25 protein-coding genes and 2 tRNA genes are annotated in these 24585 nt (G+C 38.0%); 17 read left to right on the plus strand and 10 right to left on the minus strand.

Translation table 11 applies throughout. From position 1 onward, the window contains the following. Window positions 1-3: 3 nt before the first annotated feature. From NSCAC_RS07420 to ilvA, 5 genes are read right to left on the minus strand one after another with little or no spacing between them, the layout of a single operon-like run. Window positions 4-1260, minus strand: coding sequence for a glutamate-5-semialdehyde dehydrogenase (locus tag NSCAC_RS07420; RefSeq protein ID WP_197744178.1), 1257 nt, complete (start codon window positions 1258-1260; stop codon window positions 4-6). A gap of 18 nt (window positions 1261-1278) precedes the next feature. Then, on the minus strand, window positions 1279-2349 hold the full coding sequence (holA, locus tag NSCAC_RS07425; RefSeq protein WP_197744179.1) for a DNA polymerase III subunit delta: 1071 nt from the start codon (window positions 2347-2349) through the stop codon (window positions 1279-1281). Next, the gene (locus NSCAC_RS07430) at window positions 2346-2858 is read right to left on the minus strand and encodes an LPS-assembly lipoprotein LptE (RefSeq protein ID WP_197744180.1); all 513 of its coding nucleotides are present in this window, start codon (window positions 2856-2858) and stop codon (window positions 2346-2348) included. Before NSCAC_RS07430 ends, holA begins: the two co-directional genes overlap by 4 nt. An 8-nt stretch (window positions 2859-2866) precedes the next feature. Then, a complete protein-coding gene (gene leuS / locus NSCAC_RS07435) occupies window positions 2867-5326 on the minus strand; it encodes a leucine--tRNA ligase (protein WP_197744181.1) in 2460 nt (819 codons plus the stop codon). A gap of 34 nt (window positions 5327-5360) precedes the next feature. Further along, the gene (gene ilvA / locus NSCAC_RS07440; protein WP_197744182.1) at window positions 5361-6896 is read right to left on the minus strand and encodes a threonine ammonia-lyase, biosynthetic; all 1536 of its coding nucleotides are present in this window, start codon (window positions 6894-6896) and stop codon (window positions 5361-5363) included. 77 nt (window positions 6897-6973) lie between these two features. Between ilvA and rpiA the strand changes: the two genes are divergently transcribed. From rpiA to lolD, 3 genes are read left to right on the plus strand one after another with little or no spacing between them, the layout of a single operon-like run. Next, a complete protein-coding gene (rpiA, locus tag NSCAC_RS07445) occupies window positions 6974-7636 on the plus strand; it encodes a ribose-5-phosphate isomerase RpiA (protein ID WP_197744183.1) in 663 nt (220 codons plus the stop codon). A 29-nt stretch (window positions 7637-7665) separates the two neighbouring features. Next, window positions 7666-8913 carry a lipoprotein-releasing ABC transporter permease subunit gene (locus NSCAC_RS07450; RefSeq protein ID WP_197744184.1) on the plus strand — a complete coding sequence of 416 codons (1248 nt, stop codon included), beginning with the start codon at window positions 7666-7668 and terminating at the stop codon, window positions 8911-8913. Beyond that, window positions 8906-9610 (plus strand): lipoprotein-releasing ABC transporter ATP-binding protein LolD, encoded by a 705-nt coding sequence (gene lolD / locus NSCAC_RS07455; RefSeq protein ID WP_197744185.1) that lies wholly within the window; start codon window positions 8906-8908, stop codon window positions 9608-9610. The genes NSCAC_RS07450 and lolD overlap by 8 nt, the downstream gene beginning before the upstream one ends. Here lolD and NSCAC_RS07460 read toward each other — a convergent pair. Further along, window positions 9607-10128: a DUF2062 domain-containing protein gene (locus NSCAC_RS07460; RefSeq protein WP_197744186.1), complete on the minus strand. Its 522-nt coding sequence runs from the start codon at window positions 10126-10128 to the stop codon at window positions 9607-9609. The two genes, lolD and NSCAC_RS07460, sit on opposite strands and share 4 nt — an antisense overlap. Before the next feature lie 105 nt (window positions 10129-10233). On the opposite strand from NSCAC_RS07460, the gene NSCAC_RS07465 reads away from it, so the two are divergent. From NSCAC_RS07465 to NSCAC_RS08965, 12 genes are all read left to right on the plus strand, one after another. Then, the gene (locus tag NSCAC_RS07465) at window positions 10234-12564 is read left to right on the plus strand and encodes a DNA internalization-related competence protein ComEC/Rec2 (RefSeq protein ID WP_197744187.1); all 2331 of its coding nucleotides are present in this window, start codon (window positions 10234-10236) and stop codon (window positions 12562-12564) included. Window positions 12565-12645: 81 nt separating this feature from the next. Continuing rightward, window positions 12646-14406 carry a lipid A export permease/ATP-binding protein MsbA gene (gene msbA, locus NSCAC_RS07470; RefSeq protein ID WP_197744188.1) on the plus strand — a complete coding sequence of 587 codons (1761 nt, stop codon included), beginning with the start codon at window positions 12646-12648 and terminating at the stop codon, window positions 14404-14406. A gap of 15 nt (window positions 14407-14421) precedes the next feature. Continuing rightward, complete coding sequence (lpxK, locus tag NSCAC_RS07475) at window positions 14422-15453, plus strand: tetraacyldisaccharide 4'-kinase (RefSeq protein WP_197744189.1); 1032 nt, start codon at window positions 14422-14424, stop codon at window positions 15451-15453. Beyond that, window positions 15446-15625 carry a Trm112 family protein gene (locus NSCAC_RS07480; protein ID WP_197744190.1) on the plus strand — a complete coding sequence of 60 codons (180 nt, stop codon included), beginning with the start codon at window positions 15446-15448 and terminating at the stop codon, window positions 15623-15625. The genes lpxK and NSCAC_RS07480 overlap by 8 nt, the downstream gene beginning before the upstream one ends. A gap of 178 nt (window positions 15626-15803) precedes the next feature. Next, window positions 15804-16973 (plus strand): methionine adenosyltransferase, encoded by a 1170-nt coding sequence (gene metK, locus NSCAC_RS07485; RefSeq protein WP_197744191.1) that lies wholly within the window; start codon window positions 15804-15806, stop codon window positions 16971-16973. Between the two features lie 57 nt (window positions 16974-17030). Then, window positions 17031-18353, plus strand: coding sequence for an adenosylhomocysteinase (gene ahcY / locus NSCAC_RS07490; protein WP_197744192.1), 1323 nt, complete (start codon window positions 17031-17033; stop codon window positions 18351-18353). Between the two features lie 17 nt (window positions 18354-18370). Next, window positions 18371-19231 carry a methylenetetrahydrofolate reductase [NAD(P)H] gene (metF, locus tag NSCAC_RS07495; protein ID WP_197744193.1) on the plus strand — a complete coding sequence of 287 codons (861 nt, stop codon included), beginning with the start codon at window positions 18371-18373 and terminating at the stop codon, window positions 19229-19231. A 21-nt stretch (window positions 19232-19252) separates the two neighbouring features. Beyond that, the gene (gloA, locus tag NSCAC_RS07500; RefSeq protein ID WP_197744194.1) at window positions 19253-19636 is read left to right on the plus strand and encodes a lactoylglutathione lyase; all 384 of its coding nucleotides are present in this window, start codon (window positions 19253-19255) and stop codon (window positions 19634-19636) included. An 86-nt stretch (window positions 19637-19722) separates the two neighbouring features. Then, window positions 19723-19798 (plus strand) — tRNA-Ala (locus tag NSCAC_RS07505). Window positions 19799-19965: 167 nt separating this feature from the next. Beyond that, entirely contained in the window at window positions 19966-20169 is a 204-nt protein-coding gene (locus tag NSCAC_RS07510) for a hypothetical protein (RefSeq protein ID WP_197744195.1), read from the plus strand. Window positions 20170-20199: 30 nt separating this feature from the next. After that, window positions 20200-20376, plus strand: coding sequence for a hypothetical protein (locus NSCAC_RS07515; RefSeq protein ID WP_197744196.1), 177 nt, complete (start codon window positions 20200-20202; stop codon window positions 20374-20376). 7 nt (window positions 20377-20383) lie between these two features. Continuing rightward, a complete protein-coding gene (locus tag NSCAC_RS08965) occupies window positions 20384-20728 on the plus strand; it encodes a helix-turn-helix domain-containing protein (RefSeq protein WP_197744197.1) in 345 nt (114 codons plus the stop codon). Window positions 20729-21196: 468 nt separating this feature from the next. Here NSCAC_RS08965 and NSCAC_RS08830 read toward each other — a convergent pair whose 3' ends face one another. From NSCAC_RS08830 to NSCAC_RS07530, 3 genes are all read right to left on the minus strand, one after another. Then, complete coding sequence (locus NSCAC_RS08830) at window positions 21197-21556, minus strand: DEAD/DEAH box helicase family protein (protein WP_232085919.1); 360 nt, start codon at window positions 21554-21556, stop codon at window positions 21197-21199. Then, on the minus strand, window positions 21438-22163 hold the full coding sequence (locus NSCAC_RS08835) for a type I restriction endonuclease (RefSeq protein ID WP_332087846.1): 726 nt from the start codon (window positions 22161-22163) through the stop codon (window positions 21438-21440). Before NSCAC_RS08835 ends, NSCAC_RS08830 begins: the two co-directional genes overlap by 119 nt. A gap of 805 nt (window positions 22164-22968) precedes the next feature. After that, a complete protein-coding gene (locus NSCAC_RS07530; protein ID WP_197744198.1) occupies window positions 22969-23403 on the minus strand; it encodes a hypothetical protein in 435 nt (144 codons plus the stop codon). A 175-nt stretch (window positions 23404-23578) separates the two neighbouring features. Here NSCAC_RS07530 and NSCAC_RS07535 point away from each other — a divergent pair. Both NSCAC_RS07535 and NSCAC_RS07540 read left to right on the plus strand, forming a co-directional pair. Beyond that, window positions 23579-23655 (plus strand) — tRNA-Arg (locus tag NSCAC_RS07535). Window positions 23656-23674: 19 nt separating this feature from the next. Beyond that, window positions 23675-23911 carry a hypothetical protein gene (locus NSCAC_RS07540; protein WP_197744199.1) on the plus strand — a complete coding sequence of 79 codons (237 nt, stop codon included), beginning with the start codon at window positions 23675-23677 and terminating at the stop codon, window positions 23909-23911. A 1-nt stretch (window position 23912) separates the two neighbouring features. Here NSCAC_RS07540 and NSCAC_RS07545 read toward each other — a convergent pair whose 3' ends face one another. Further along, window positions 23913-24524: a CDP-alcohol phosphatidyltransferase family protein gene (locus NSCAC_RS07545; RefSeq protein ID WP_197744200.1), complete on the minus strand. Its 612-nt coding sequence runs from the start codon at window positions 24522-24524 to the stop codon at window positions 23913-23915. Between the last annotated feature and the right edge of the window lie 61 nt (window positions 24525-24585).

A 24585-nucleotide genomic window follows, 5' to 3' on the forward strand; every position in this document is an offset into this window, starting at 1 on the left:
ATCCTACTGTCTAATATGACCGTTCCCTAACACAATCCATTTTTGGGAAGTTAACCCTTCAAGTCCTACTGGACCTCGGGCATGGAGTTTATCTGTAGAAATACCAATTTCAGCTCCTAATCCGTACTCAAAACCATCAGCAAAACGAGTAGAAGCGTTGATCATTACTGAGCTAGAATCTACTTCAGTTAAAAATTGTCTTGCTCGAGTAAAGTTTTCAGTCACAATAGCATCCGTATGATGAGATCCATAATGGTTAATGTGCCAAATAGCTTCATCTAATCCTGTTACAATTTTAATTGCTAAAATAGGGGCTAAATACTCCTCATACCAATCTTCTTCTGTAGCTAATTTAATAGTTGACAATATTTTTTTAGTTTCTATGCAGCCTCGTAACTCTACATTATGTTCTTGATAATGTTTTGCTAACCTAGGAAGAATATTTTCTGCAACATCTCGAGCAATGAGTAGCGTTTCCATAGCATTGCATACCCCATAGCGTTGGCATTTCGCATTAATAGCAATAGCAATGGCTTTCTCAAAATCTATTTGATTATCAAGATACACATGGCAAATACCATCTAAATGCTTAATTACTGGTAGTTTAGATTCTCGGCTAATTCGCTCAATTAGACCTTTTCCACCTCGAGGAATAATTACATCCACATACTTTTCTTGGGTAATTAACTCTCCTACTGAAGCCCGATCCGTAACTTCAATCATTTGTACCGCTTCTTTAGGCAATCTAGCTTGTTCAAGGCCTAAATGAATACAGTGAGTGATGGCTTGATTAGAGTGAGTTGCCTCCGATCCCCCACGAAGAATTACCCCATTACCAGATTTAATACATAGACCTGCAGCATCCGCAGTTACATTTGGGCGTGATTCATAAACAATACCGATAACGCCAAGAGGAACACGCATTTGTCCCACTTGAATTCCTGAAGGCTGAAAATTAAGATTGCTAATTACCCCGATAGGATCAGGCAGTGTTACTATCTGCCGTAATCCCTCAGCCATAGCTCTAATTCTTGATTTAGTCAGCTCTAGCCGATCTAAAGCCGTTTCAGCTAATCCCTTAGCTTGACTTTCTAGCAAATCTTTTAAGTTAGCATTAACCAGCATTTGTTCTTCCTGCTCAAGAATATTTGCTGCTATTTTTAGTGCATTATTCCTTTCATGGGTGCTACTTTTAGCTAATATTCTGGATGATTGTTGTGCCTTATGAGCTAAATCTTCTATGTAATTCTTTATATTCATACAAAACTTTACTGTAACCTAATTTATAGCTTTATGAGGTGCTCCAGGAAAAATTAAACTCTGATTTTGATAAGGAAATAATTGGGTACCTGCGATCGCTAAACATAGTTGCAGTAATTCATCCCATATATTACCTAACACTGCTCCTTTTACCATTAGATCAATTCTACTTAATTGCTGTAAAAACATCAGCCAGCTGTGAAGGGAATGGCGATTTAACGCTTGTTTCACGAGTAATTTTTGCTGTACCCATACTTTCTCAGCCTCAAGGGCTTGCTCTAAAGAAATTCCTTGATAGTTAATTGCTTGACTTATTCTAGCTAACCGCCGTAATTCCCAAGCAAAAGCACCTAAAATAACGAGAATATCTATCCCTTCGGCTCGTAATCCTTCTAATATTGGATTAATTTCACCTATTTTTCCTGCAAGCGTACCGTGTATTAAGCGGAAAGCATGGTAACGAGCACAATTTGTTACTACCTTCTCTATCTCTTGAGTATCAATTCTTCCTTTTGGATAAAGTAGTACTAATCGCTCAATTTCCTGAGCACAAGCAAGTAAATTTCCTTCAAAAAGAAATGAAAGCATTTGCACCGCCTCAGAGGTGGGATACAATCCTTTAGCATTCATTCTTTGTTCAATCCATTGAGGTAGTAAATGGGCATCAATTTTAGGGATTTGAACGATAGTACTTAATCGCTCAAATTCTAAAAACCATTTATTTTTTTGAATGGTATTTCCCAGATTCTGACCTATAATTAGTAACAAAATATCAGGATGGGTATTTTTACTATAAGTTTGTAGTAGTTTAACTCCCTGTTGGTTAATACTTGTTCCTGAGATTCGCAATTCAATAAGTCGATGAGTGGTAAATAAGGAAAAACTCTCTAGTGTTTGAGACAATTGATTCCAATCGCTATTATGCTCGATATATGTAATAGTACGCTCACTAAACCCCTTAATTTTCCCGTAATCACGGATTGTTGTTGCTGCTTCTTCTATTAATAAAAGTTCTTCACCTAATACGAAATATATAGGTACTAACCCTTTTTTAAGATGAGTAGTTAATTGTCCTAACTTTATCTTCACTTTTTATTAGAGGGGGTAGATAAAGATTCCATACGCCAAATAATTTGCTGTATTGCATCTTCTTCCATAGTTTCTTGAAGTAAAACCTCTTGATCCCCTGCTGAGAGTGGATTAAGAGGATCAAATCGGTATTGTCTAGAGAGATCAATTTCCTGTAATGGTAATAATACATCTCCATTTGCATCAAGGAGATTAAAGACTAATACATATTTTAGAGTGTATTCCTGCACCTTAGCTGTTCCCCCACCCACAGAGAGTACTTCACGCTCTAAGTGATTAGAACCTATATTTAAAATAGCGGTCGCATCTTTAATTTTTTTAGGATCAGTAATGACCTCTACCCCATTTTCTTCAAGGCTTCGTTGCAGCTGTGATCCAACATGACTGTAGGGAAGCACCCCTTGTAAGTAAGTTTTCTTAAGCACGGGAGGAAAATTAGCCCTGCCATGCTGACGAAAGCCGCAACTCATTAGTAGTGGAAAAATAAGATAAACAAGCCATTTTTTCATAGTAAAAATTATCGAATTACTAGATTGACAAGGCGATGAGGCACAATAATAGTTTTTATTATTTGTTTGTCTTGAATAAATCGCTGTACATTTGCTTCATTTAGAGTTTCAGCTTTGATGATTTCCTCAGTTGCATTAACAGGCACAGTTATTTGCCCACGGCGCTTTCCATTAATTTGAATAATTAGCTCGATTTCTTCTTTAATCAGTGCTGCTGGATCAGGTTTGGGCCAAGAAGCATTCACAATAGATTCTGAGTGACCTAATTTTTGCCACAGTTTATGACAAATATGAGGCACAATGGGTGAGAGTAGTAATACGATAGACTCTAACGCTTCTTGGTAAATACCCTGGCGTTGAGAAGAAGTATCTTCATATTTTCCTAAAGCATTCATTAATTCCATCACAGTCGCAATAGCAGTGTTAAAAGTATAACGTCGACCAATATCATCAGTTACTTTAGCAATGGTTTCATGGACTTTAGTGCGGATTTCTTTTTGTTCTGCCGTAAGTAACTGTTTATCAAAATCTGAAATCATGCTTTTATTTTGAGTGAGATGGCTAGCTACCATACGCCAAAGGCGATTAAGAAATCGATAAGCACCCTCCACACCACTATCTGACCATTCTAAAGATTGCTCAGGAGGAGCAGTAAACATAATAAATAAACGGGCAGTATCTGCCCCATAGGTATCAATCAGGGATTGGGGATCTACCGTATTGCCTTTAGATTTGGACATCTTTACCCCATCTTTAAGCACCATACCTTGGGTAAGTAACTGAGTAAAGGGCTCATTGCCTTTTGCTAAGCCTAAATCCCTCATGAGTTTAAAGAAAAATCGTGCATATAAAAGGTGCAGTACTGCATGTTCAATTCCGCCAATATATTGATCTACAGGAAGCCAATAATTTCCTCTTTGATCCACCATGGCAGAGTTATTATCTGGGCAACAGTAACGGGTGTAATACCAAGAAGATTCAAAGAAAGTATCAAAGGTATCTGTTTCCCGTTCCGCTGGTTGGTGGCAGTGAGGGCAAGTAGTTTGATAAAACGTTGACATCTGTTTTAAAGGAGATTTCACTCCATCTACTTGAGCATTTTCAGGAAGCACAACAGGTAAGTCTTTCTCTGGAACCGGCACTGATCCACAGTTTTGGCAATTAATCATGGGAATAGGCGTACCCCAATAGCGTTGGCGAGAAACTCCCCAATCTCGTAAGCGGTAATTGATTACTCGTTTGCCTTTTCCTGATCCTTCTAAGTATTCTGCAATAGCATTAAATGCTTGATCAAAATTGAGCCCAGTAAATTTATCTGAATTAATTAATACTCCTTTTTCAGTAAATGCTTGCTGGGATAAGTCACAGACTTGATTATCTTGATTGGGAGCAATGACCTGTTTTATAGAGAGTCCATAAGTTTTTGCAAATTCATAATCTCTTTGGTCATGGGCAGGTACTGCCATCACTGCACCGGTCCCATATCCCATAAGTACAAAGTTTCCAATCCAAATAGGTACCAACTCACCAGTAATAGGGTGAATACCCCTATAGCCCGTATCTATTCCTTTTTTTTCTAAGGTTTCAAGTGCTGCCTCTGAGGTCGCTGTTTGCAGACATTGCTCAATGAATTGCTTAACTTCTGGTTGTTTTTCTCCTGCTAATTTAGCTAGAGGGTGCTCTGCAGCAATTGAAACAAACGTAACTCCCATTAAGGTATCTGGGCGAGTAGTAAATACTGAAAGCGATTCACTTCCTTCCACCTGAAACCGAATCTCAACTCCTTCAGAACGACCGATCCAGTTACGCTGCATGGTACGCACTTGATCTGGCCAACCGGTAAGATTATCTAGCCCATTGAGTAGTTCTTCGCTATACGCAGTAATTTTAAGAAACCACTGGGGAATTTCTCGACGTTCTACTAACGCCCCTGATCGCCAGCCTCGACCATCAATGACTTGTTCATTGGCTAATACGGTTTGATCCACAGGATCCCAGTTAACTGCAGCCGTTTTTTTATAAACTAATCCCTTCTCAAAAAGTTTAATAAATAACCATTGCTCCCAACGATAGTATTCTGGGTGGCAAGTAGCTAATTCTCTGGACCAATCATAGCCAAACCCTAACTGTTTGAGTTGCCCTCGCATATAGTCAATATTTTGATAGGTCCATTGGCTTGGGGGTACTTGATTTTTAATAGCTGCATTTTCTGCAGGTAATCCAAAAGCATCCCACCCCATGGGTTGAAGTACATTTCTACCATTCATCCGTTGATAACGAGTAATCACATCCCCGATGGTATAGTTACGTACATGGCCCATGTGGAGCCGTCCGCTTGGATAAGGGAACATAGAGAGGCAGTAAAATTTTTCTCGATCCGAATCTTCAGTCGCTTGAAAACTTTGATGTTGTTCCCAATAGGATTGGGCTTCTGATTCTATTTTTTTAGGCTGATAGTGATCGTCCATGGATAAACCGTTGTAAAAAAATAATTACTCTATTTTATTTAAAAGTGAGTGATGTACCTAAAAAGAGCTGATATGCTGGATTATTACTTTCATTCTGATAAGCATACTTTAGGTTATCTAAAAATTGCTGAAAATTTTCTCGCTCTGTTTTTGGTACTTGGATTCCTACTAAAACGTAGCCATAAATGTCTCCTTGGTTCCGATAATGAAATAGGCTGATATTCCATCGACTTCCCATGTTAATAAGAAAATCTAATAGTGCTTTTGGACGTTCTGGAAATTCAAACTGGTAGAGTAGTTCGTCTTCTAAAATAGCTACTTTACCTCCTATCATATAGCGAATGTGGAGCTTTGCAATTTCATTTCCCGTCATATCCATCACCATATAACCCTGTGATTGAAGGGCTAGGGTTATTTGGTTTTTAACTTGAACATTATTGCTCGTTTTGATACCTACAAATATATAGGCATTCTTGGTATTTGGTGTATAGCGGTAGCTAAATTCTGTAATACTTCGATCGCCAATAGTACTACAAAATTTAAGAAAACTGCCCTTCTCCTCAGGAATAGTAACGCAAAATAAAGCTTCTCGCTTTTCACCTAGCTCAGCTCGTTCTGCCACATACCTTAAGCGATCAAAATTAATATTGGCACCACTATTAATAGCAGCTAGGTGTTGATTTGAAATATTCTCTCGCTCTATATAGTACTTTAACCCAGCAACAGCAAGTGCTCCAGCAGGTTCTGCAATAGATCGAGTATCTTCAAAAATATCCATAATTGCAGCACAAATAGCATCACTATCAACTAAAATTACTTCATCCACTGTGTTTTGAAGAATACGAAAAGGCTCGGCACCAATTTGCCGTACGGCTACCCCATCGGCAAAGATTCCCACTTGATCCAGTATCACCCTTTTTTTTGCTTTTAATGCTTGATAAAGAGTAGGAGTATCTTCAGGCTCTACTCCAATGATTTTAGTTTCTGGAAAAATAGCTTTAACATAGGCAGTTATTCCAGCAATTAATCCTCCTCCGCCTACAGGAACAAATAAAGCGTGCAGCAATTTAGGATATTGGCGTAAAATCTCCATAGCAATGGTTCCTTGACCGGCAATCACGTCAGGATCATCGTAGGGATGAATAAAGGTTTGGTTTTCAATTTCAGCTAAATTGCGGGCATGAGTATAAGCTTCATCGTAAGTATCCCCTACTAAGATAGTTCTAGCACCTAAAGCTTGTACCGCCTGAGTTTTTATTGAAGGGGTGGTGGTAGGCATGACAATTTGGGCTTGAATACCTAGTTTTCGTGCAGATAGGGCTACTCCTTGAGCATGATTACCCGCAGATGCTGCAATGACTCCTTTTTGTCTTGCTGATTCTGGAAGATGAATCAGTTTATTATGAGCACCTCTCAGCTTAAATGAAAATACGGATTGGAGATCTTCTCGCTTTAATAGAATATTATTTTTAAATCGCTGAGAAAGACGAAGCATGGGATCTAAAGGAGTTTCCCTTACAAGATCATAAATGCGCGCTTTTAAAATCTGCTCTACATAGTTATGTAACATATAATTTAGATATTATGAGTAATTTGCCTATTCACCTATAATCTATAGCTAATATTTAGTTTTAAGGAGCAGTATTAATGAATCCAGATGAAATGAAAAAAACAGCTGCTAAAGCAGCCCTTGAATATGTGGAGTCGGGTGCTGTCGTTGGTGTGGGCACCGGATCTACTATTAATCATTTTATTAATTTCTTAGGCACAATAAAAGGTAAAATTGAAGGTGCTGTTTCTAGCTCTGAATCTTCTACAGCACGATTAAAAGCACTTAATATCCCTGTATATGATTTAAATACGGTCAGTGATCTCCCTGTTTATATAGATGGAGCAGATGAGTCTAATCATTATTTACAGCTCATTAAAGGAGGTGGGGGTGCACTTACTCGAGAGAAAATTATTACTGCTGTAAGTAAAAAATTTGTTTGTATCGCAGATCAATCAAAATTAGTAGATATACTCGGCAAATTTCCTCTACCCGTAGAAGTCATCCCAATGGCACGTAGTTATGTAGCCAGAGAGATTGTTAAAATGGGTGGAGAACCTGTTTATCGGGAAAATTTTATTACAGATAATGGTAATCAAATACTTGATATTCATGGGCTTGAAATTATGGAGTCAGCTAAGTTAGAAGCCCAACTCAATAATATCACTGGCGTGGTGACTAATGGTCTTTTTGCGATGAAGCCAGCTAATGTACTTATTCTAGGTACCCCTGAAGGTGCTAAAACTATCTATCCAAAATAAAAATAAGTAGCCTCTTGATATAAATAGTCATGTTTAAACCTCTATCTTGCTATATAGGTCTGCGTTATACTCGGGCTGAAAAACATAATAACTTTATTTCTTTCATTTCCTTGACTTCCGTACTAGGAGTTGCACTAGGAGTTGCTGCATTAATTGTAGTACTTTCGGTAATGAATGGTTTTGAAGAAGAATTACGCAGCCGTATGCTCGATATGGTTGCTCACATTACTATCACAGGACCTGATGGTACTCTTAAGGATTGGAAAAAATTAGAAGACGAAATGAAAACGGATTCTAGAGTAGTAGGCATTGCTCCTTTTGTAGAAGGTCAAGCCATGCTTAGCCACAGTAATAAGGTACAAGGAACTTTAATTCGAGGTATTGATTTGAGTCGAGAAGCTCAAGCCGATGATATTCATAGCAAAATAAAGATTGGCAGCATAGACAAACTTCAGCCGGGGAGCTATAAAATTATTTTAGGAGCAGATTTAGCTCATAATTTAGGAGTTTTTCTTCATGATAAACTAATTTTAGTCACACCTCAGGCAACCACCACCCCAGTAGGGATTATTCCTAGAATTAAGCAGGTGACTGTAGGTGGAATTTTTCAAGTAGGTATGTACGAATATGATAGTGCTCTAGCTATTATGAATATAGCAGATGCGGCTACTCTTTTTCGTATTCCTGGCAAAGTCAGTGGGTTAAGATTAAAACTCAATGACTTATTTTCTGCACCTTACATGGCACAGGAACTACAAAAATCCTTATCTGGTAACTATTGGATTTCCGATTGGGCTTATCAGCATGCAAATTTTTTTCGAGCGTTAAAAACTGAAAAGACAGTCATGTTTGTCATTTTATTCCTAATTGTAGCTGTCGCAGCATTTAACATTATTTCCACTCTAATTATGGTAGTTACAGATAAACAAGCTGATATTGCTATTTTACAAACCCTAGGTGTTTCATCAGGAAGTATCATGCGTATTTTTATGATACAAGGAATTGTGATTGGGTTTATCGGTACTTTACTAGGAACAATCGGAGGTGTTGTCCTCGCTTTGAATGTAGAGACAATTGTTCCTTATATTGAATCCTTATTTGAGGTGCAATTTTTATCTCCGGAAGTCTATTATATTAGTGAATTACCATCTAAATTGAGCTGGTCTGATGTATACACTATATGTAGCTCATCCTTTATTCTCTGTACTTTAGCAACTATCTATCCTGCTTGGCGAGCTACTCGAGTACAACCTGCAGATGCCTTACGTTATGCCTAATCCTCCTTCAGAAGAACATGTTTTAAGCTGCCATCACCTAACCCGTAGTTATGTTGACGGTGCATTAATTGTAGAGGTATTAAAGGAAATTAATTTATCTATCGCCTATGGTGAACGGATTGCCATTGTAGGTGCTTCTGGTTCTGGGAAAAGTACCCTACTTCATTTACTAGGAGGACTAGATCAACCTACTGAAGGAGAAATTTGGGTTGCAGGGCAAAATATTTCAAAACTAAGTGCAACTAAGCGAGCAAGATTACGCAATCGCTCTCTAGGGTTTGTTTATCAATTACATCACTTATTACCTGAATTTACCGCTCTAGAAAATGTAGCACTACCTTTACTTATTGCAGGGGAAAAAATTACCGATGCTCAGAAAAAAGCTACTCAGCTATTAAAACGAGTTGGATTAGGTGCTCGGCTTAATTTTAAGCCGAGTAAACTCTCTGGGGGAGAACGACAGAGAGCAGCAGTTGCAAGGGCATTAGTAACTAATCCTCATTGCATCCTTGCCGATGAACCTACAGGAAACCTAGATCGGGAAAATGCTGAAGAAGTTTTCAAGCTTATGTTAGAGCTTAATCGGGATTTAAATATTGCCCTTGTGGTAGTAACTCACGATTCTCATATTGCTATTCAGATGGATCGAGTCTTAACTTTAGTAGATGGTGGATTAATACAGGGCTTAATCCCTTAAATGACTGCTCTTTTACGCTTGCGTGATCTCCAACTCTGATACACATCTAAACACCATAAAAGATAAGTTAAAATAGCACCAAAAAAACCGGCTAGTGTCCCCATTATCACAGAACCCAGTAAAAATGGCTGCCAAACAGCTAATAACTCTATTCTTAACCATTGCCATGTAACTTGGAATCCAACGGTACTCATTGGACTCCCAAGTAGCCAAGCACCTACTTTATAGTTAAAAAAATAAATGGGTACCATAGTCAATGGATTATTGAACCAAACCGCTGAGATACACATGGGTAGATTAGCTCGTGTCCATATAGCAGCAAGTACAGCCAATAACATATGGGCTGGAATAGGGATGAACGCAATAAATAAACCTATTCCTATAGCTCTAGCTGTTGTACGACGATTGAAGTGCCATAAATTAGGAGCAAAAATCCACTTTTCTAAGTATTTAAAATATCTAGTTTTTTTTAATTGCTCCGGTCGTGATAAATAACGTTTAAGGATTCGGCGTGACATACTTTACATATACATAGCCTGATTTAGATTTAATTTCCATCGCTATTATAGCGAGTTATTATCAATTCTAAAATATAAAAGATAGCTATATAAGCACTTAAAATTATGATTGCTTTAAATGCACTTGCTTTTCTTTTAGGTATTTCTATATTTCAGTGCCTACCTGATCTTCCTCAATTTAAATGGATTTTCATATTAATTGGAATCCTCTGCCTTCTTATCTTTTTTAGAACTCCCAAAACCCTATCGCTAATTATTATTGGGTTTCTTTGGGCTTTTATTCAAGCCAGCTTACTACTATCTCAAAGATTGCCTTTAGAGATTGAAAATGAGGATCTACCTATTAGTGGAACAATTGTTTCTATTCCTACTAAAGACCATCATAGAGTACAGTTTCTGATGGATCCTGAAAATATTTTCTTAAAGGAGAAAATATGGAAACCAAACCTAATTAAACTTAGTTGGTACCATACCCCTTTACTGGATCTTAGGGTAGGTGATAAGTATCAACTTACAGTACGATTGAAACGTCCAAGAGGATTTATGAATCCTGGAGGATTTGATTATGAAAAGTGGCTTTTTCACCAAAAAATTCAAGCAGTAGGCTATGTGCGTCCTAAAGGGGATAACCATTTTATAATTTCTCCTAAAAGTGCTTACCCCATTGATCGAACTCGCCAAGTGTTACTCGAGAAACTAGATCATACCTTAATAGACGATCCCTATAAAGGTATTATTCAAGCACTTACTTTAGGAGAAACCAATCATATTACCTCTGAGCAATGGCAAGTTTTTCAACGTACTGGAACAATACATTTAGTTGCAATTTCCGGACTACATATTGGTTTATTAGCTGGATTAGTTTACTTTTTAGGAAAGTATTTATGGTCATTACGACCGACTTGGTTACTGATATTTCCTGCGCAAAGTGTTGCAGCAATGAGTGCATTAGTTGCTGCGTTTATTTATGCGGCCCTTGCAGGATTTTCTATTCCTACTCAACGAGCACTCATTATGGTAGCCCTTGTAATGCTGGGTTTACTAATTAGACGTCCCATCTCTATTATCCGTACTCTATCTATCGCTCTTTTTTTAATATTGATTTGGGATCCTTTAGCAGTACTTACTTCAGGGTTTTGGCTCTCATTCGGTGCAGTTAGTTTGTTAGTTTTTGGAATTCATAGACCTTTAATGAAAACTAAACCTACTATGAATAGTCCAATATTTAATGCTATCTATCAATTTTGGCGGTGGGGACATGCTCAGTGGGTTGTTACTCTTGGATTGATGCCTTTACTTATTTATCAGTTTCAAAAATTTTCTCTCATCTCTCCTATTGCGAATTTAATTGCCATTCCTTGGATGGAGTTTTTTATTGTACCTCTATTACTCTTAGGAGTTTTATTGCTAGCTCCTTTTCCGATATTGGGAAAAACACTTTTAACTATAGGCAGTTATTTATTTACCCCTCTTTGGTATTTTTTGATTTGGTGTTCCCATTTTTCATTAGCTCAATGGACTTTGATAGCACCCACCCTAGGAACATTATTATTGGCAATATTAGGGATATTACTTATTCTTGTCCCTAAGGGCATACCAGGACGATGGTTAGGTATTATCGGGATTATCCCTTTATTAACACCATCCCAGAAACAGATTGAATACGGATCTTTGCAATTTACTCTACTTGATGTAGGACAAGGGCTTGCCTCGGTAGTAAGCACTCAATCCCATACCTTAGTATTTGATACTGGACCTAAGTATAGTGAAAAATTTAATGCAGGCGATGGAATAATTGCCCCCTTTCTTTACAATCAAGGAATTCAACAAATTGATACGTTAATTATTAGTCATGGAGATAATGATCATGCAGGAGGTATGGTAAGGTTGCTGCAACGCATTCCAGCTAAAAAAATTTTAACTGGTACGCCAAGTGAATTCTCTGAAATAAATATACGCTCTTGCGTTCAAGGGCAACATTGGCATTGGGATGGGGTAGGTTTTGAGATTCTCCATCCGCAGATTCAATCTTCCTATCAAGGAAATAACCAATCCTGCGTATTACAAATCACTATTGGATCTCAATATATCTTACTGACAGGGGATATTGGCAAGCTAATAGAGCAGAAATTAATTAGCCAGTATAAAGACAAGTTAGCAACCACAATTTTAGTAGCTCCTCATCATGGAAGTGCAAGCTCATCAAGCTTAGAATTTATCGCAGCTACTCATCCTAAATATGTGTTATTCCCTGTAGGTTATCAGAATCAATGGCATTTTCCTAAACCAGAGGTAGTCCAGCGCTACTTAAATCAAGATGCTGAAATATGGGATACAGCGTACTATGGGGCCATCACTATTCATATGACAGCAGATACAATAAAAAAACCTGAATCTTTTAGACAAACTTATGGTCATTACTGGACTGAAAATTAAAAAATAGCTTATTCTTATACCTTAGTTAAAGTATTACAAATAAAAAAAATTATATTTAATTGTTTTAATTAAAAATTTTTTATGCCCTCATTACTATCCTTCTCTACAACATCTGGTAGGGCTGCTTATCAGAAACTTCTAAGCTATACTCGCCCCTATCGCTGGGTTTTTATTATTTCAGTAATAGCGATGGGTATATACGCACTTACTGAAACAGGGTTAGCGGCTTTGATGAAGCCATTAATGGATGGCAGTTTTGTACGCCATGATCCAGTATCAATTCACCGTATTCCTATTTTTCTAGTGAGCTTATTTGTGATTCGGGGTATTGCAAACTTCACTACCGATTATGGATTACGATGGATTGCAAGGAGAGTTGTTGAGGATCTGAGAGAAAAAATGTTCTCCCACTTACTTACTTTGCCCGCTCATTTTTACGATATAAATTCTTCAGGACAAATTCTTTCTAAACTTATTTATGATGTTGAGCAAGTATCAAACGCAGCTACTGATGCGGTATTAACTTTAATTAGAGATTCTTTAACTATTGTTGGTTTATTGGCTTGGATGGTCTACTTAAATGGATTACTTGCGCTGATAATATTAATTACTGCCCCCATTATTAGTGGCATTGTTTGGTTTGTAAGTCATCGATTTCGTAGGATTAGCCAAAAAATCCAAACTTCTATGGGAAGTGTATGCCATCTTGCTCAAGAGAGTATTGAAGGGCATTTAGAAGTTAAGGTATTTGGTGGGCAATCCTATGAATTACAGCGATTCAAAGAAGCTAACAAACAAAATCGTGAACAAGCTATGAAAATGGTAGTTGTGGATTCTATTAGCCAACCTATTATTCAAATTGTTGCTATTTTAGGGTTAGCTGAAGTGATTCATTTATCTACTGAAGATTTTATGTTAACCCGAGTTAGTATTGGTACTTTTATTTCTTTTATTACTGCCATGATGATGCTGATGGGTCCTATTAAACGAATTACTAAAATAAATGGATCTTTACAGCGAGGTATTGCTGCTGCTCAGAGTGTTTTTCATCTGCTAGAAGAACCATCAGAGGTGGACCATGGGAAAAGTGCTCTTAAAGAATTTAAAGGAGCAATTAAAATTGAAAATCTTTGCTTCGGCTATAAGGATCATACTGTATTAAAAAATATAAATTTAGAAGTTATGCCGGGACAAATAGTTGCTTTAGTAGGTCACTCGGGTAGTGGTAAATCTACCTTAGTTGGGTTACTAGCTCGTTTTTATGAAATTAATTCAGGTAAAATTACCTTTGATGGAATAGATACTAGAGAACTTCGCTTAGCTGAACTTAGAAAACAAATCTCTTTAGTTAGCCAGCAGATTGTTCTATTTAATGACACTATTGCAAGAAACATTGCCTATGGCAGTGATGATGCTGAAGTAAGCAGAGAAGATATTGTCCACGCAGCCAAAACTGCACATGCCATGGAATTTATTGATCGACTCCCTCAAGGCCTCGATACTATAATTGGAGACAATGGGGTGCTACTCTCTGGAGGGCAACGGCAACGGCTTGCTATCGCTAGAGCATTACTTAAAAATGCCCCTTTGCTCATTTTAGATGAAGCAACCGCTTCTTTAGATACTGAATCTGAGCGGCATATTCAAGCTGCTCTAGAGGCTTTAATGTATCATCGCACTACTGTAGTGATTGCGCATCGACTTTCTACCGTAGAAAATGCAGATAAAATTGTTGTACTACAACAAGGAAGAATTATTGAAATGGGTACTCATAGTCAGCTGCTTGAGCAAGATAATCACTATGCTGAACTTTATCGATTACAGTTTCGTAACTGCACATAATTTAAATAGCTTTTTGTGCTTTTTTTAACCAATATTATTACTCGCTATTGGTATCATAAATATCGATCTTATCGATTACTTATACCTCTAAGTCTCTTATATAAACTAATTATAAAAATACGTAGATGGGCTTATCTTAAAGGAATTTTACCTACACATACTCTTCCAATACCAGTGCTTGTAGTGGGAAATCTTACTGTAGGCGGGACGGGAAAAACCCCTCTTATTATTTGGCTTGCTTTGTTTCTGAAACAACAAGGTTATTGCCCTGGGATTATTAGCCGAGGCTATGGTGGTCATGCGCTACATTATCCGCAATGGGTTTCTTCCACTAGTGATCCAAAATTCGTTGGAGATGAATCAGTATTGCTAGCAAAACGTACAGGATGCCCTATTGTAGTAAGCCCTAATCGGGTAAATGGGGCAAAAACTCTACTTGCCCATACACAGTGTAACATTTTGCTCTCTGATGATGGGTTACAGCACTATAATTTAGGGCGAGATATAGAAATTTTAATCATTGACGGGATCAGAAGATTTGGAAATAATCATTGCCTTCCTGCGGGCCCTCTAAGAGAGCCACCTAACAAAGAAAATATAGTGGATTTAACTGTAGTAAATGGAGGTAAAGCCGAAGATAATGAATATTTAATGACGTTACGTTTCCAAAATGTTTACAATTTAAAAACTCAAGAAATATGTTCTCTAGAAGCATTTAAACAAAGCAAAATTCATGCAATAGCAGGTATTGGGCATCCAGAGCGATTTTTTACTCAATTAGAAGCTCAAAATTTATCTATTTATCGCCGCTCTTTTCCTGATCATCATAATTTTAATCCTCAAGAATTAAATTTTCGGGATAAGATTCCAATAGTGATGACAGAGAAAGATGCCGTAAAATGTATTTCATTTGCAGAGGATCATTACTGGTATCTGCCTGTAAATGCTTCGTTACCTAATTCTTTTAAAGAAAAGGTATTAGATTTAGTACAAGAGGCCTTTAAAAAAAAGAAAATCAGTAAAAATAATAGGAATCACTATGGATAGAAAGTTACTTGAAATTCTTGTCTGCCCTGTATGTAAAAGCTCGTTAAGCTATAAAAAAGAAGATAAAGAACTCATCTGCAAACCCTGCCGTTTAGCCTATCCTATTCGGGATGATATACCTGTAATGTTAGAAGAGGAAGCAAGAGAAATTCCTCCAGATCAAGATTTTTAAATGTTTTAGCAAATAATATTCAAACAGCTTTATTATGAATAAAAGTATTTGCTAATAACACTAGAATTGTGGTTCTATACTAAAATCCTCTGATTTATTCTTAAACAATTATCTTTTTTTACTAAAAAACCACTTTACTTAACTTAAATCTAAAAATTAAAGGAATCTAAATATATTTATGTCAGAAACAAGGCAATTTACTTCAGAGTCGGTATCTGAGGGACATCCGGATAAAATTGCAGATCAAATATCAGATGCTATTCTAGATGCTATTCTAGCTCAAGATAAAAAAGCTCGGGTTGCTTGTGAAACCTTAGTAAAAACAGGAATGGTATTAGTTGCAGGAGAAATTACTACTACAGCTCAAATTGACTATGAAGGAATCATCCGTAATACCATAAATCATATTGGCTATAATAACTCTGAGATGGGCTTTGATGGTCATACTTGTGCAGTCATTAATGCAATTGGTAAACAATCCCCAGATATTGCCCAAGGGGTAGATCGGAAAACAGAAGAAGATCAAGGAGCTGGGGATCAGGGCATGATGTTTGGTTATGCTAGTGATGAAACCGATGTACTCATGCCTGCCCCTATTACTTATGCTCATCGTCTTGTACAGCGTCAAGCTGAGGTGCGGCGTAAAGGGGAGCTTCCTTGGCTGCGTCCTGATGCTAAAAGTCAAGTTACCCTTATATATCAAAACGGTAAGCCTGTAGGTATTGATGCGGTAGTGCTATCTACTCAACATAGCCCTGGAATCAGTCAAGAAGCCCTTCGAGAAGCAGTAATTGAAACTATTATTAAACCTATTCTTCCTAGTGATTGGTTTACTCGCTGTAAATCTGAAAATATTCATGTCAATCCTACAGGAAGCTTTGTCATCGGTGGTCCAATGGGTGACTGTGGCCTTACTGGGCGAAAGATTATTGTAGATACCTATGGGGGAATGGCCCGCCATGGAGGAGGTGCTTTTTCAGGAAAAGATCCTTCTAAAGTAGATCGCTCTGCTGCCTATGCGGGTCGTTATGTGGCTAAAAATATTGTGGCAGCAGGGCTAGCAAAACGCTGTGAAGTACAAATCTCCTATGCTATCGGAGTAGCACAACCTACCTCTGTAAGTATTGATACTTTTGGCACAGGGCAACTCGCTGAATCTCGCTTAGTAGAAATTGTTCGTGCTCATTTTGATTTAAGACCTGTAGGAATTCTGCGGATGTTGAATTTACTACAACCTATCTATCAAACTACTGCATCCTATGGTCACTTTGGGCGAAAAGAAGCAGAAATTACTTGGGAGAGAACCGATAAAGCACAAGAGCTTAAGCAAGCTGCAGGACTACATTAATTTCTAGCTTACCTTAAGCTCTGCATATGCTGTTTATGTTTTACCCAATTTAGGAGAATGAATTTAGTGAGTACACAAATTACAAATAATTTACCCCAAGATCATAAAGTAGCCGATATTAATTTAGCAGGTTGGGGTCATAAAGAAATTGCGATTGCAGAAACAGAAATGCCAGGATTGATGGCATTAAGAGAAGAATATAAGCACAAAAAACCTCTTACTGGTGCAAGAATCGCTGGCTGCCTTCATATGACTATTCAAACCGCAGTGCTTATCGATACTCTAGTAGCATTAGGTGCAGAAGTGCGTTGGTCTTCTTGTAACATTTTTTCTACCCAAGATCATGCAGCTGCTGCTATTGCCGATAAAGGAATCCCTGTTTTTGCTTGGAAAGGAGAAACTGAAGAAGAGTATTGGTGGTGTATTGATCAAACTATCTTTGGCCTCAATAATTGGCGACCTAATATGGTTTTAGATGATGGCGGTGATCTTACCGGGGTAATGCATAATAAATATCCAGAGCTATTAAAGGATATTCGTGGACTTTCTGAGGAAACTACTACAGGGGTACATCGTTTATATGAAATGATGAAAGCAGGCACCCTAAAAATACCTGCGTTTAATGTAAATGATTCAGTAACCAAATCTAAGTTTGATAATCTTTATGGTTGCCGGGAATCTCTTCTTGACGGTATCAAGCGGGCTACTGATGTGATGATCGCCGGTAAAATTACGGTAGTGCTTGGCTATGGAGATGTGGGTAAAGGTTGTGCCCAGTCCTTAAGAGGACAAGGGGCTACAGTTTGGATTACGGAAATTGATCCTATTTGTGCTTTACAAGCAGCGATGGAAGGTTATCGGGTAGTCACTATGGAAGAAGCTGCTAGCAAAGCTGATATTTTTATTGCTGCTACCGGTAATTACCATGTTATTAATTTGCAGCATATGCAGGCAATGAAAAACCAAGCTATTGTATGTAATATCGGTCATTTTGATAATGAAATTGATGTAGCAAGTCTTGAGCAATACACTTGGGAAAATATTAAGCCTCAAGTTGATCATATTATTTTCCCTAATGGAAAGCGGATTATTCTCCTTGCTGAAGGTCGATTGGTCAACTTAGGTTGTGCTACTGGTCATCCTAGCTTTGTTATGTCTAATTCTTTTACAAACCAAGTACTTGCTCAAATTGAACTATGGAATCACCATGGTAAATATGAACATAAAGTCTATGTATTACCAAAGAAGTTAGACGAGAAAGTCGCTCGCTTGCATTTACAAAAAGTGGGTGCACATTTGACTACGCTAACTGCAGAGCAAGCAAAATATATTGGCATTTCTGTAGATGGTCCCTATAAGCCAGAACATTATCGATATTAAAATAAACAATAAATTGCATGAATGCTCAAAAGGAAAAAGATTTAATCTTTAGTTGTGAGTTTTTTCCTCCTAGAACTGAAAAAGGGATCACTAAACTAAAGGAAGTAAGAGAACAACTCGCAGTCATTGACCCTCGTTACTATTCAGTTACTTTTGGGGCAGGAGGTTCTACTCGAGATCGAACTTTTGAGACAGTTATTGAGATTCAAGGGAGCAGAATTGAAGCTGCTCCCCATCTTTCTTGCATTGGTGTTAGTCGTAATGAGATTAAAAACACTTTAACTACTTATAAGCAACATGAGGTAAGTCATGTAGTTGCTCTACGAGGAGATTTACCTTCCGGTACGGTTGGATATGGAGATTTCCACTACGCAAACCATTTGGTGGAGTTTATCCGAGAGCAAACTGGAGATTACTTCCATATTGAAGTAGGTGCTTATCCAGAGGTGCATCCCCAAGCAAAATCTGCTCAAGCAGACCTTATTAACTTTAAGTGTAAAGTAGATGCAGGAGCAGATGGTGCAGTCACTCAATATTTTTATAATCTAGATGCTTATCTTCGTTTTGTAGATTCCTGTTTAGGCCTAGGAATCTCTATCCCTATTGTTCCTGGCATTATGCCTATTCACCATTATCCACAACTTGCTCGATTTTCTGATATGTGCGGGGCAGAAATCCCTCGTTGGCTGCGAAAGCGGCTGGAAGATTTTAAAGAAGATGAAGACGAAGCACTACTTTCTTTTACTACAGATGTATTAAGTCATCTTTGCCAAAAACTCTTAGATGCAGGGGCGCCCGGCTTGCATTTCTATACTTTGAATCGGGCAGAACCTACCCTTGCTATTTGGCATAACCTAGGGTTAAGCACTAAAAAATAATTATTCTGGAGAATAAGTACCATGCGCATTTTGCATACTATGTTACGGATAGGTAACCTAGAGCGATCTATCAAATTCTATACAGAAATTTTAGGGATGAAGCTCTTAAGACAACATGATTACCCCGAAGGACGTTTTACCCTTGCTTTTGTAGGCTATGGAGATGAATTATATCATACGGCATTAGAGCTGACTTATAACTGGGATACAGAAAAATATAATATTGGAGATGGCTTTGGTCATATAGCCATTGAGGTAGATAATGCAGCAAAAGCCTGTGATGAAATTAGAAAACAAGAAGGTAATGTAGTTCGAGAAGCAGGTCCTATGAAGCATGGTACGACAGTGATTGCCTTTGTAGAAGATCCAGATGGTTATCGAATTGAGCTGATTGAACGGAAGTAATATTTCCTACCCTTTAATTTATATATATCAAAGATGACTTGAATAGTGTTTCAAGGTAAAATCCAACCAATTAGTTCATTGATATTGGGGTCGTAGCTCAGTTGGGAGAGCGTCGCGTTCGCAATGCGAAGGTCGGGAGTTCGATCCTCCTCGACTCCACCACTTTTCGAGAAACTAACCTAAACTGGTTAATTTTTTTACCCGTATTTCTCAGTACTAATATGGGTTCCGGTCATGTTGCAATGGACTTGGTGTAGTCCCCCGACTGTTGACATTTTGCCCCCAACACTTATCCAGATAGGTGGTGAACACTCACTAGACGAGTTGCTGTGTCGATAACTTTTCATCACCTATATGTCCATAGCCCCACCGTACAGCTTTCCGTGATAGAGTCAAGCTCATTGATAGAGGGCGCTTCTGAAATTCGTATCAATTTGGCAGCACCCAATGTATCTCTGTGCCATCAAACATTTGATCAATGTTTAGGCCGAATGCATCATCTTATTCGTTCTTTTGCAGAGGATAATTATTAATTACTTGCAGTAGCATTTCCATACAAAACCATGCCCAATTCTGATGTATATACGCATTTTTTCGAGAAGGCACGACTTTATACAGAGCAAGAGCATGCTGGGCTACACGTTTCACCTCAGACTTTGTCGAGTAAGCTAAAAAACGCTAACAGTTCGCTAAAAAAGATTGCTATTGATTTATCTGCAAAGACATTACGGCGATCCTAGCTTGTCGATGGCTGAGCGTGTACGACGGGCCTTACTCTGTACTCTCAGTGCAACAGGTGGAAGTAAATCAGCGGTTGCTGAGTCGTTATTCCTACATCCTCGCACAATGCAACGCAAGTTAAGTAATGAAAAGGCCACATTTGAAGGCATAAGGGATAACGTACGTAGGGAAATTGCACTACGCTACCTCACACAGACAAACATTCCATTAACCCAGTTAACAAACTTGCTGGGTTACTCCAATCAATCGGTACTTACTAGTTCATGTAGACGATGGTTCGATATGCCGCCTACCAAAGTCAGAAATACGATGTCTCTGGCTCCATCTGGGCAGAGCTCATATCTGGGGTGAGCAAAGAAACTATACGCCTAACATATAAATTACTTATGGATTGGCACTTAGAAACCTAAATGCCCGTAAACACACATCTACCCATCGGCACCTATACTCAATTATTGTATGAGCTTCTAATTGGAAGAGAGTTTGGAATAGTGGATATGTTTTAAATCCTTTCCAAAAATCTTGTTTTGTTTTTTCATTCGGTTGTAGTTTGGGCTTGTTATTAGTCTCAGTTGGGACAGGAACTGTTCGACCTTATTGGCTATGCGGGACCAACATGTGAGATATGTGCATAGTGCTACTGTCAACAACACGAGGAGAGCGTGTAGATACCCGATAAACTTCTTTCCGTCCGGGTTACCACTTAGTTTGTAGTAGTTCACATGGTAAACGCAACACATTACGGTTTTCGATGGCGTGAGTGATGGTGTAAGCGTGTAGCTGTTGCTGGAAGATATCAGCTGTGGTCTTGAAGTTAGCTTACTGCCCTTCGATCTGCTGATAGTTAGCATTATCTTCAAAAATTGATGTACCGGTAAAGCCAAACAACTGTGCATTGGGGAAGAATTCCTTGATGGCTTTGTGGTTCTCACCAAATTGCGAGCGATGCACTAGCGTTTCGGTGTTGGTGTTTTCCTCAACGCAGCCTTTCTGAAATTTGTTGAATTCTTCCCGGGTCTGTCGATCAAGATCTTTGCGATCCACCACGAACAGACACTTGTCAATGTCTGGATTGTCTTTCAGCAGGGTGGAAGCTTTGAACGAGGTAAGCGTTTTGCCGCTGCCAGTGGTGTGCCAGATGTACCCGTTGCCACAACGCTGGTAGGATGCACCCGACAATCGCCTTAATCGCATAGATTTGATACGGGCGCATTATCAGCAGCTTTTGTTCATTAGCTACCAACACCATATATCGACTAATCATCTGCCCCAACGTGCATTTGACGAGGAAGGCATCAGCAAAGCTATCTAGATGCGTAATTTCACTGTTGTCCTCAGCAGCAAACTGATAGAATGGCAGAAAACGCTCATCAGCATTGAAGCTGAAGTGACGGTTATTGTTGTTGACGAAATACCAAGTATCTGAACGGTTGCTGACAATGAATAATTGTAAAAAGCATAGTAGAGTTTTGATGTAGCCATTGCCGGGATCATTCTTGTAGTCAACGATCTGCTGCATTGCCCGACGTGGGCTGATAGCCAGCGTCTTCAGTTCGATCTGCACCACCGGCACACCGTTGATCAATAAGATCACATCATACCGATGATGGCTGTAGTCGGTGCTGATACGTAGCTGGTTGATCACCTTGAAGTTGTTCTTGCACCAATCCTTGATGTTGATCAGCGTGTAGTAGAGTAGCGTACCATCGTCGCGCTTAAAGCTATTTTTCTCACGCAGGTACTTAGCAGCAGCGAAGATATCAGGAGTGACGATAGATTCGAGCAGGCGAGCAAACTCGCTATCGGTGAGATGAACACGGTTGAGTGCCTCGAAATGCTAGCGAAAGTTGTATTCCAGTGTGGTACGGTCACGGATATCTGGGCGATAGGTGTACTTGAGATCTTCCAGTTTGGAGATCAGATCTTGCTCGATTTGGTTTTCGATTGCCGTCATGAACTAAGCCTCAAAATTGTGAGCTAGCACAGATCAGGTTCCTACTCAAGTTGTTCTGCGTCATTGTGTTTTATTCATTGCTTAAGCATCACCAAATATTTATTATTCCTTCCCTCATGATCTTCTAATTATTATCTATATGAATTATTTAAAAAATTTCCAGAACTTAAAGATGAAGAAAGTATGGAAAACTATGAAATTAAATAAACTTGCAGATCTGATTACCAGAACCTAATTTTATAGCTTCAAAAAAATAATATTTTATTTTCTATTGCAGGTGCATTAGGTATTACCGCTATAGTTGATAAAGAAATTCTACCAGCTAATATAAATCAAGCATTAGTAATTATTCATTTAAAAAAATCAGAGGTTACTAAAGTATATCAATAGGTTTTTGTCATCTAATTTAATCTAAGCAAATATTCTAAGAATTAAAATAGAAAACTGTTCAGTCAAATATTTCTTTAACCTAGCTAGAAGAATTTAATATTCTCTCTCTATTTTAGAGGAGCAACAGAAAATAACCGCTTATCACTCTTCCTTAGAGAATTTTATACCAATCAAACTCAAAAAATAGTTGCTTTAAAACAGCATAAAAAAGGCTTAATACAGCAGCAATATTATTTTCTTAAGTAAATTAGTCTTTCATCGCTTGTGCTTGTCTTAGGCTAACTTCTTCCATGGAGCCATGATTTCCTTGCGGGCAAGTAATAGTTTCATCATAAGGATGATAAATGCAACGCTCAGAAATAGTATTTTCTATATAGACTTGCTTAGTTTCTTTAAGTAATGCTGCTTGTGCTTTTACTTTTGCTGTAGTGTGCTCTAGTAATGTTTGTTGGTATTGAAGTGCCTGTAAACGCTCTTTTTTGGTCAATCTTCTTGGTTTTTGGTAACCATAACCCATTGGATTACCAAAAGGTATGATTCCTGGGTAGCTCCAAAAAAACGGATTATATATTCCTACTGGATAACCCCAACCAAAGAAGCCACCATAGAAAAAATTACCTGCTTGAGCAGAAGATAAGAAAAATAAGTTTAATAATAGGAGTAGGATAGTTTTTTGTTTCATAGCCATCTCCTTTTATATGCTATAGCTATTATATTAAGCCATCCTGAATTTAGGTATTTAAAGAATACTTGAACCAGATCTACCTTAAATTAAATTCCCCTCTTCATTCCATAACGTGCATAGGGTAGAATTTCAATCATATAATTTGTATTTTTTTCGGGAATTAAGAGAGTTAGCCCCGGTAGCTCAGATGGATAGAGCGTCCCCCTCCTAAGGGGAAGGTCACACGTTCGAATCGTGTTCGGGGCACCAATGTATTATTGGAGGTGGGGTGTCAAACTATATTCCTATTAACTGCGATCTTCATGATCGCTTAGAAATACTTGCTACTTATGGCAAGTTTTGCTCTATTATTTACCAAGAGAAAAATGGTGGTTGCTCAGAAGTAAATGATAAGATTGTAGATATTTACACAAAAAACAAAGAAGAATTTATATTACTTAGCTCAAATCAATCTATTCGCTTAGACAGATTGATTACCGTAGATGGGCAATCCTATAAAGAGTAATTCACTCCTTAGCTTTGCTGGCTTTCTTGATATTAAGGTATTGCCAACTAACTGCTATAAGAATACATGGCATTAAAAAAATACCTATCCATACTATTAAAGATAGTTTGTCAAACCAAACAAAGATGAGAAGTAAATATAGAGTATCTTCTGCTTCAAAACCAAAAAAATTAGGAAGTTTAATTGCCTCTTTTCCTGCTTTTTGCTCAATTATGTTGCGGATTTGAAAAGTTACTGCAATTGCGATACCTTCTAATAATCCCATGATAGGAGCCCACTCTCCTAAGTAGGAATCTCTAAGCCCCCAGCCAATACCTAAAAACAAAACAGTAGTAGTGATTGTATCTACTGTTAGATCGTAAAAATGCCCAAAATAGGATTGTTTTCCGCTGATTCGAGCTAGCTCTCCATCTACATGATCAAGAAATCCCGTTAGAATCCATAGCCAAGCTGCAAGATAGAGATATTCTCCTCCACTAAATAAAAATGCAGAACCTATCCCTGTAGCAAAGCGTAATGTCGTAATATGATTAGGGATAACCCAACTGTTGTGAAATAATTTTGCAACAAAAATTGCAAGGCGTATTTCCCAAGGAGGATTAACAGAAAACATGAGATCCTATATATAAAATTTAAAACCAAAAGAGAAAGTTTTTACAGAACTTTTACAGGTA

The organism is Candidatus Nitrosacidococcus tergens (assembly GCF_902810445.1).
GTDB lineage: Bacteria > Pseudomonadota > Gammaproteobacteria > Nitrosococcales > Nitrosococcaceae > Nitrosacidococcus > Nitrosacidococcus tergens.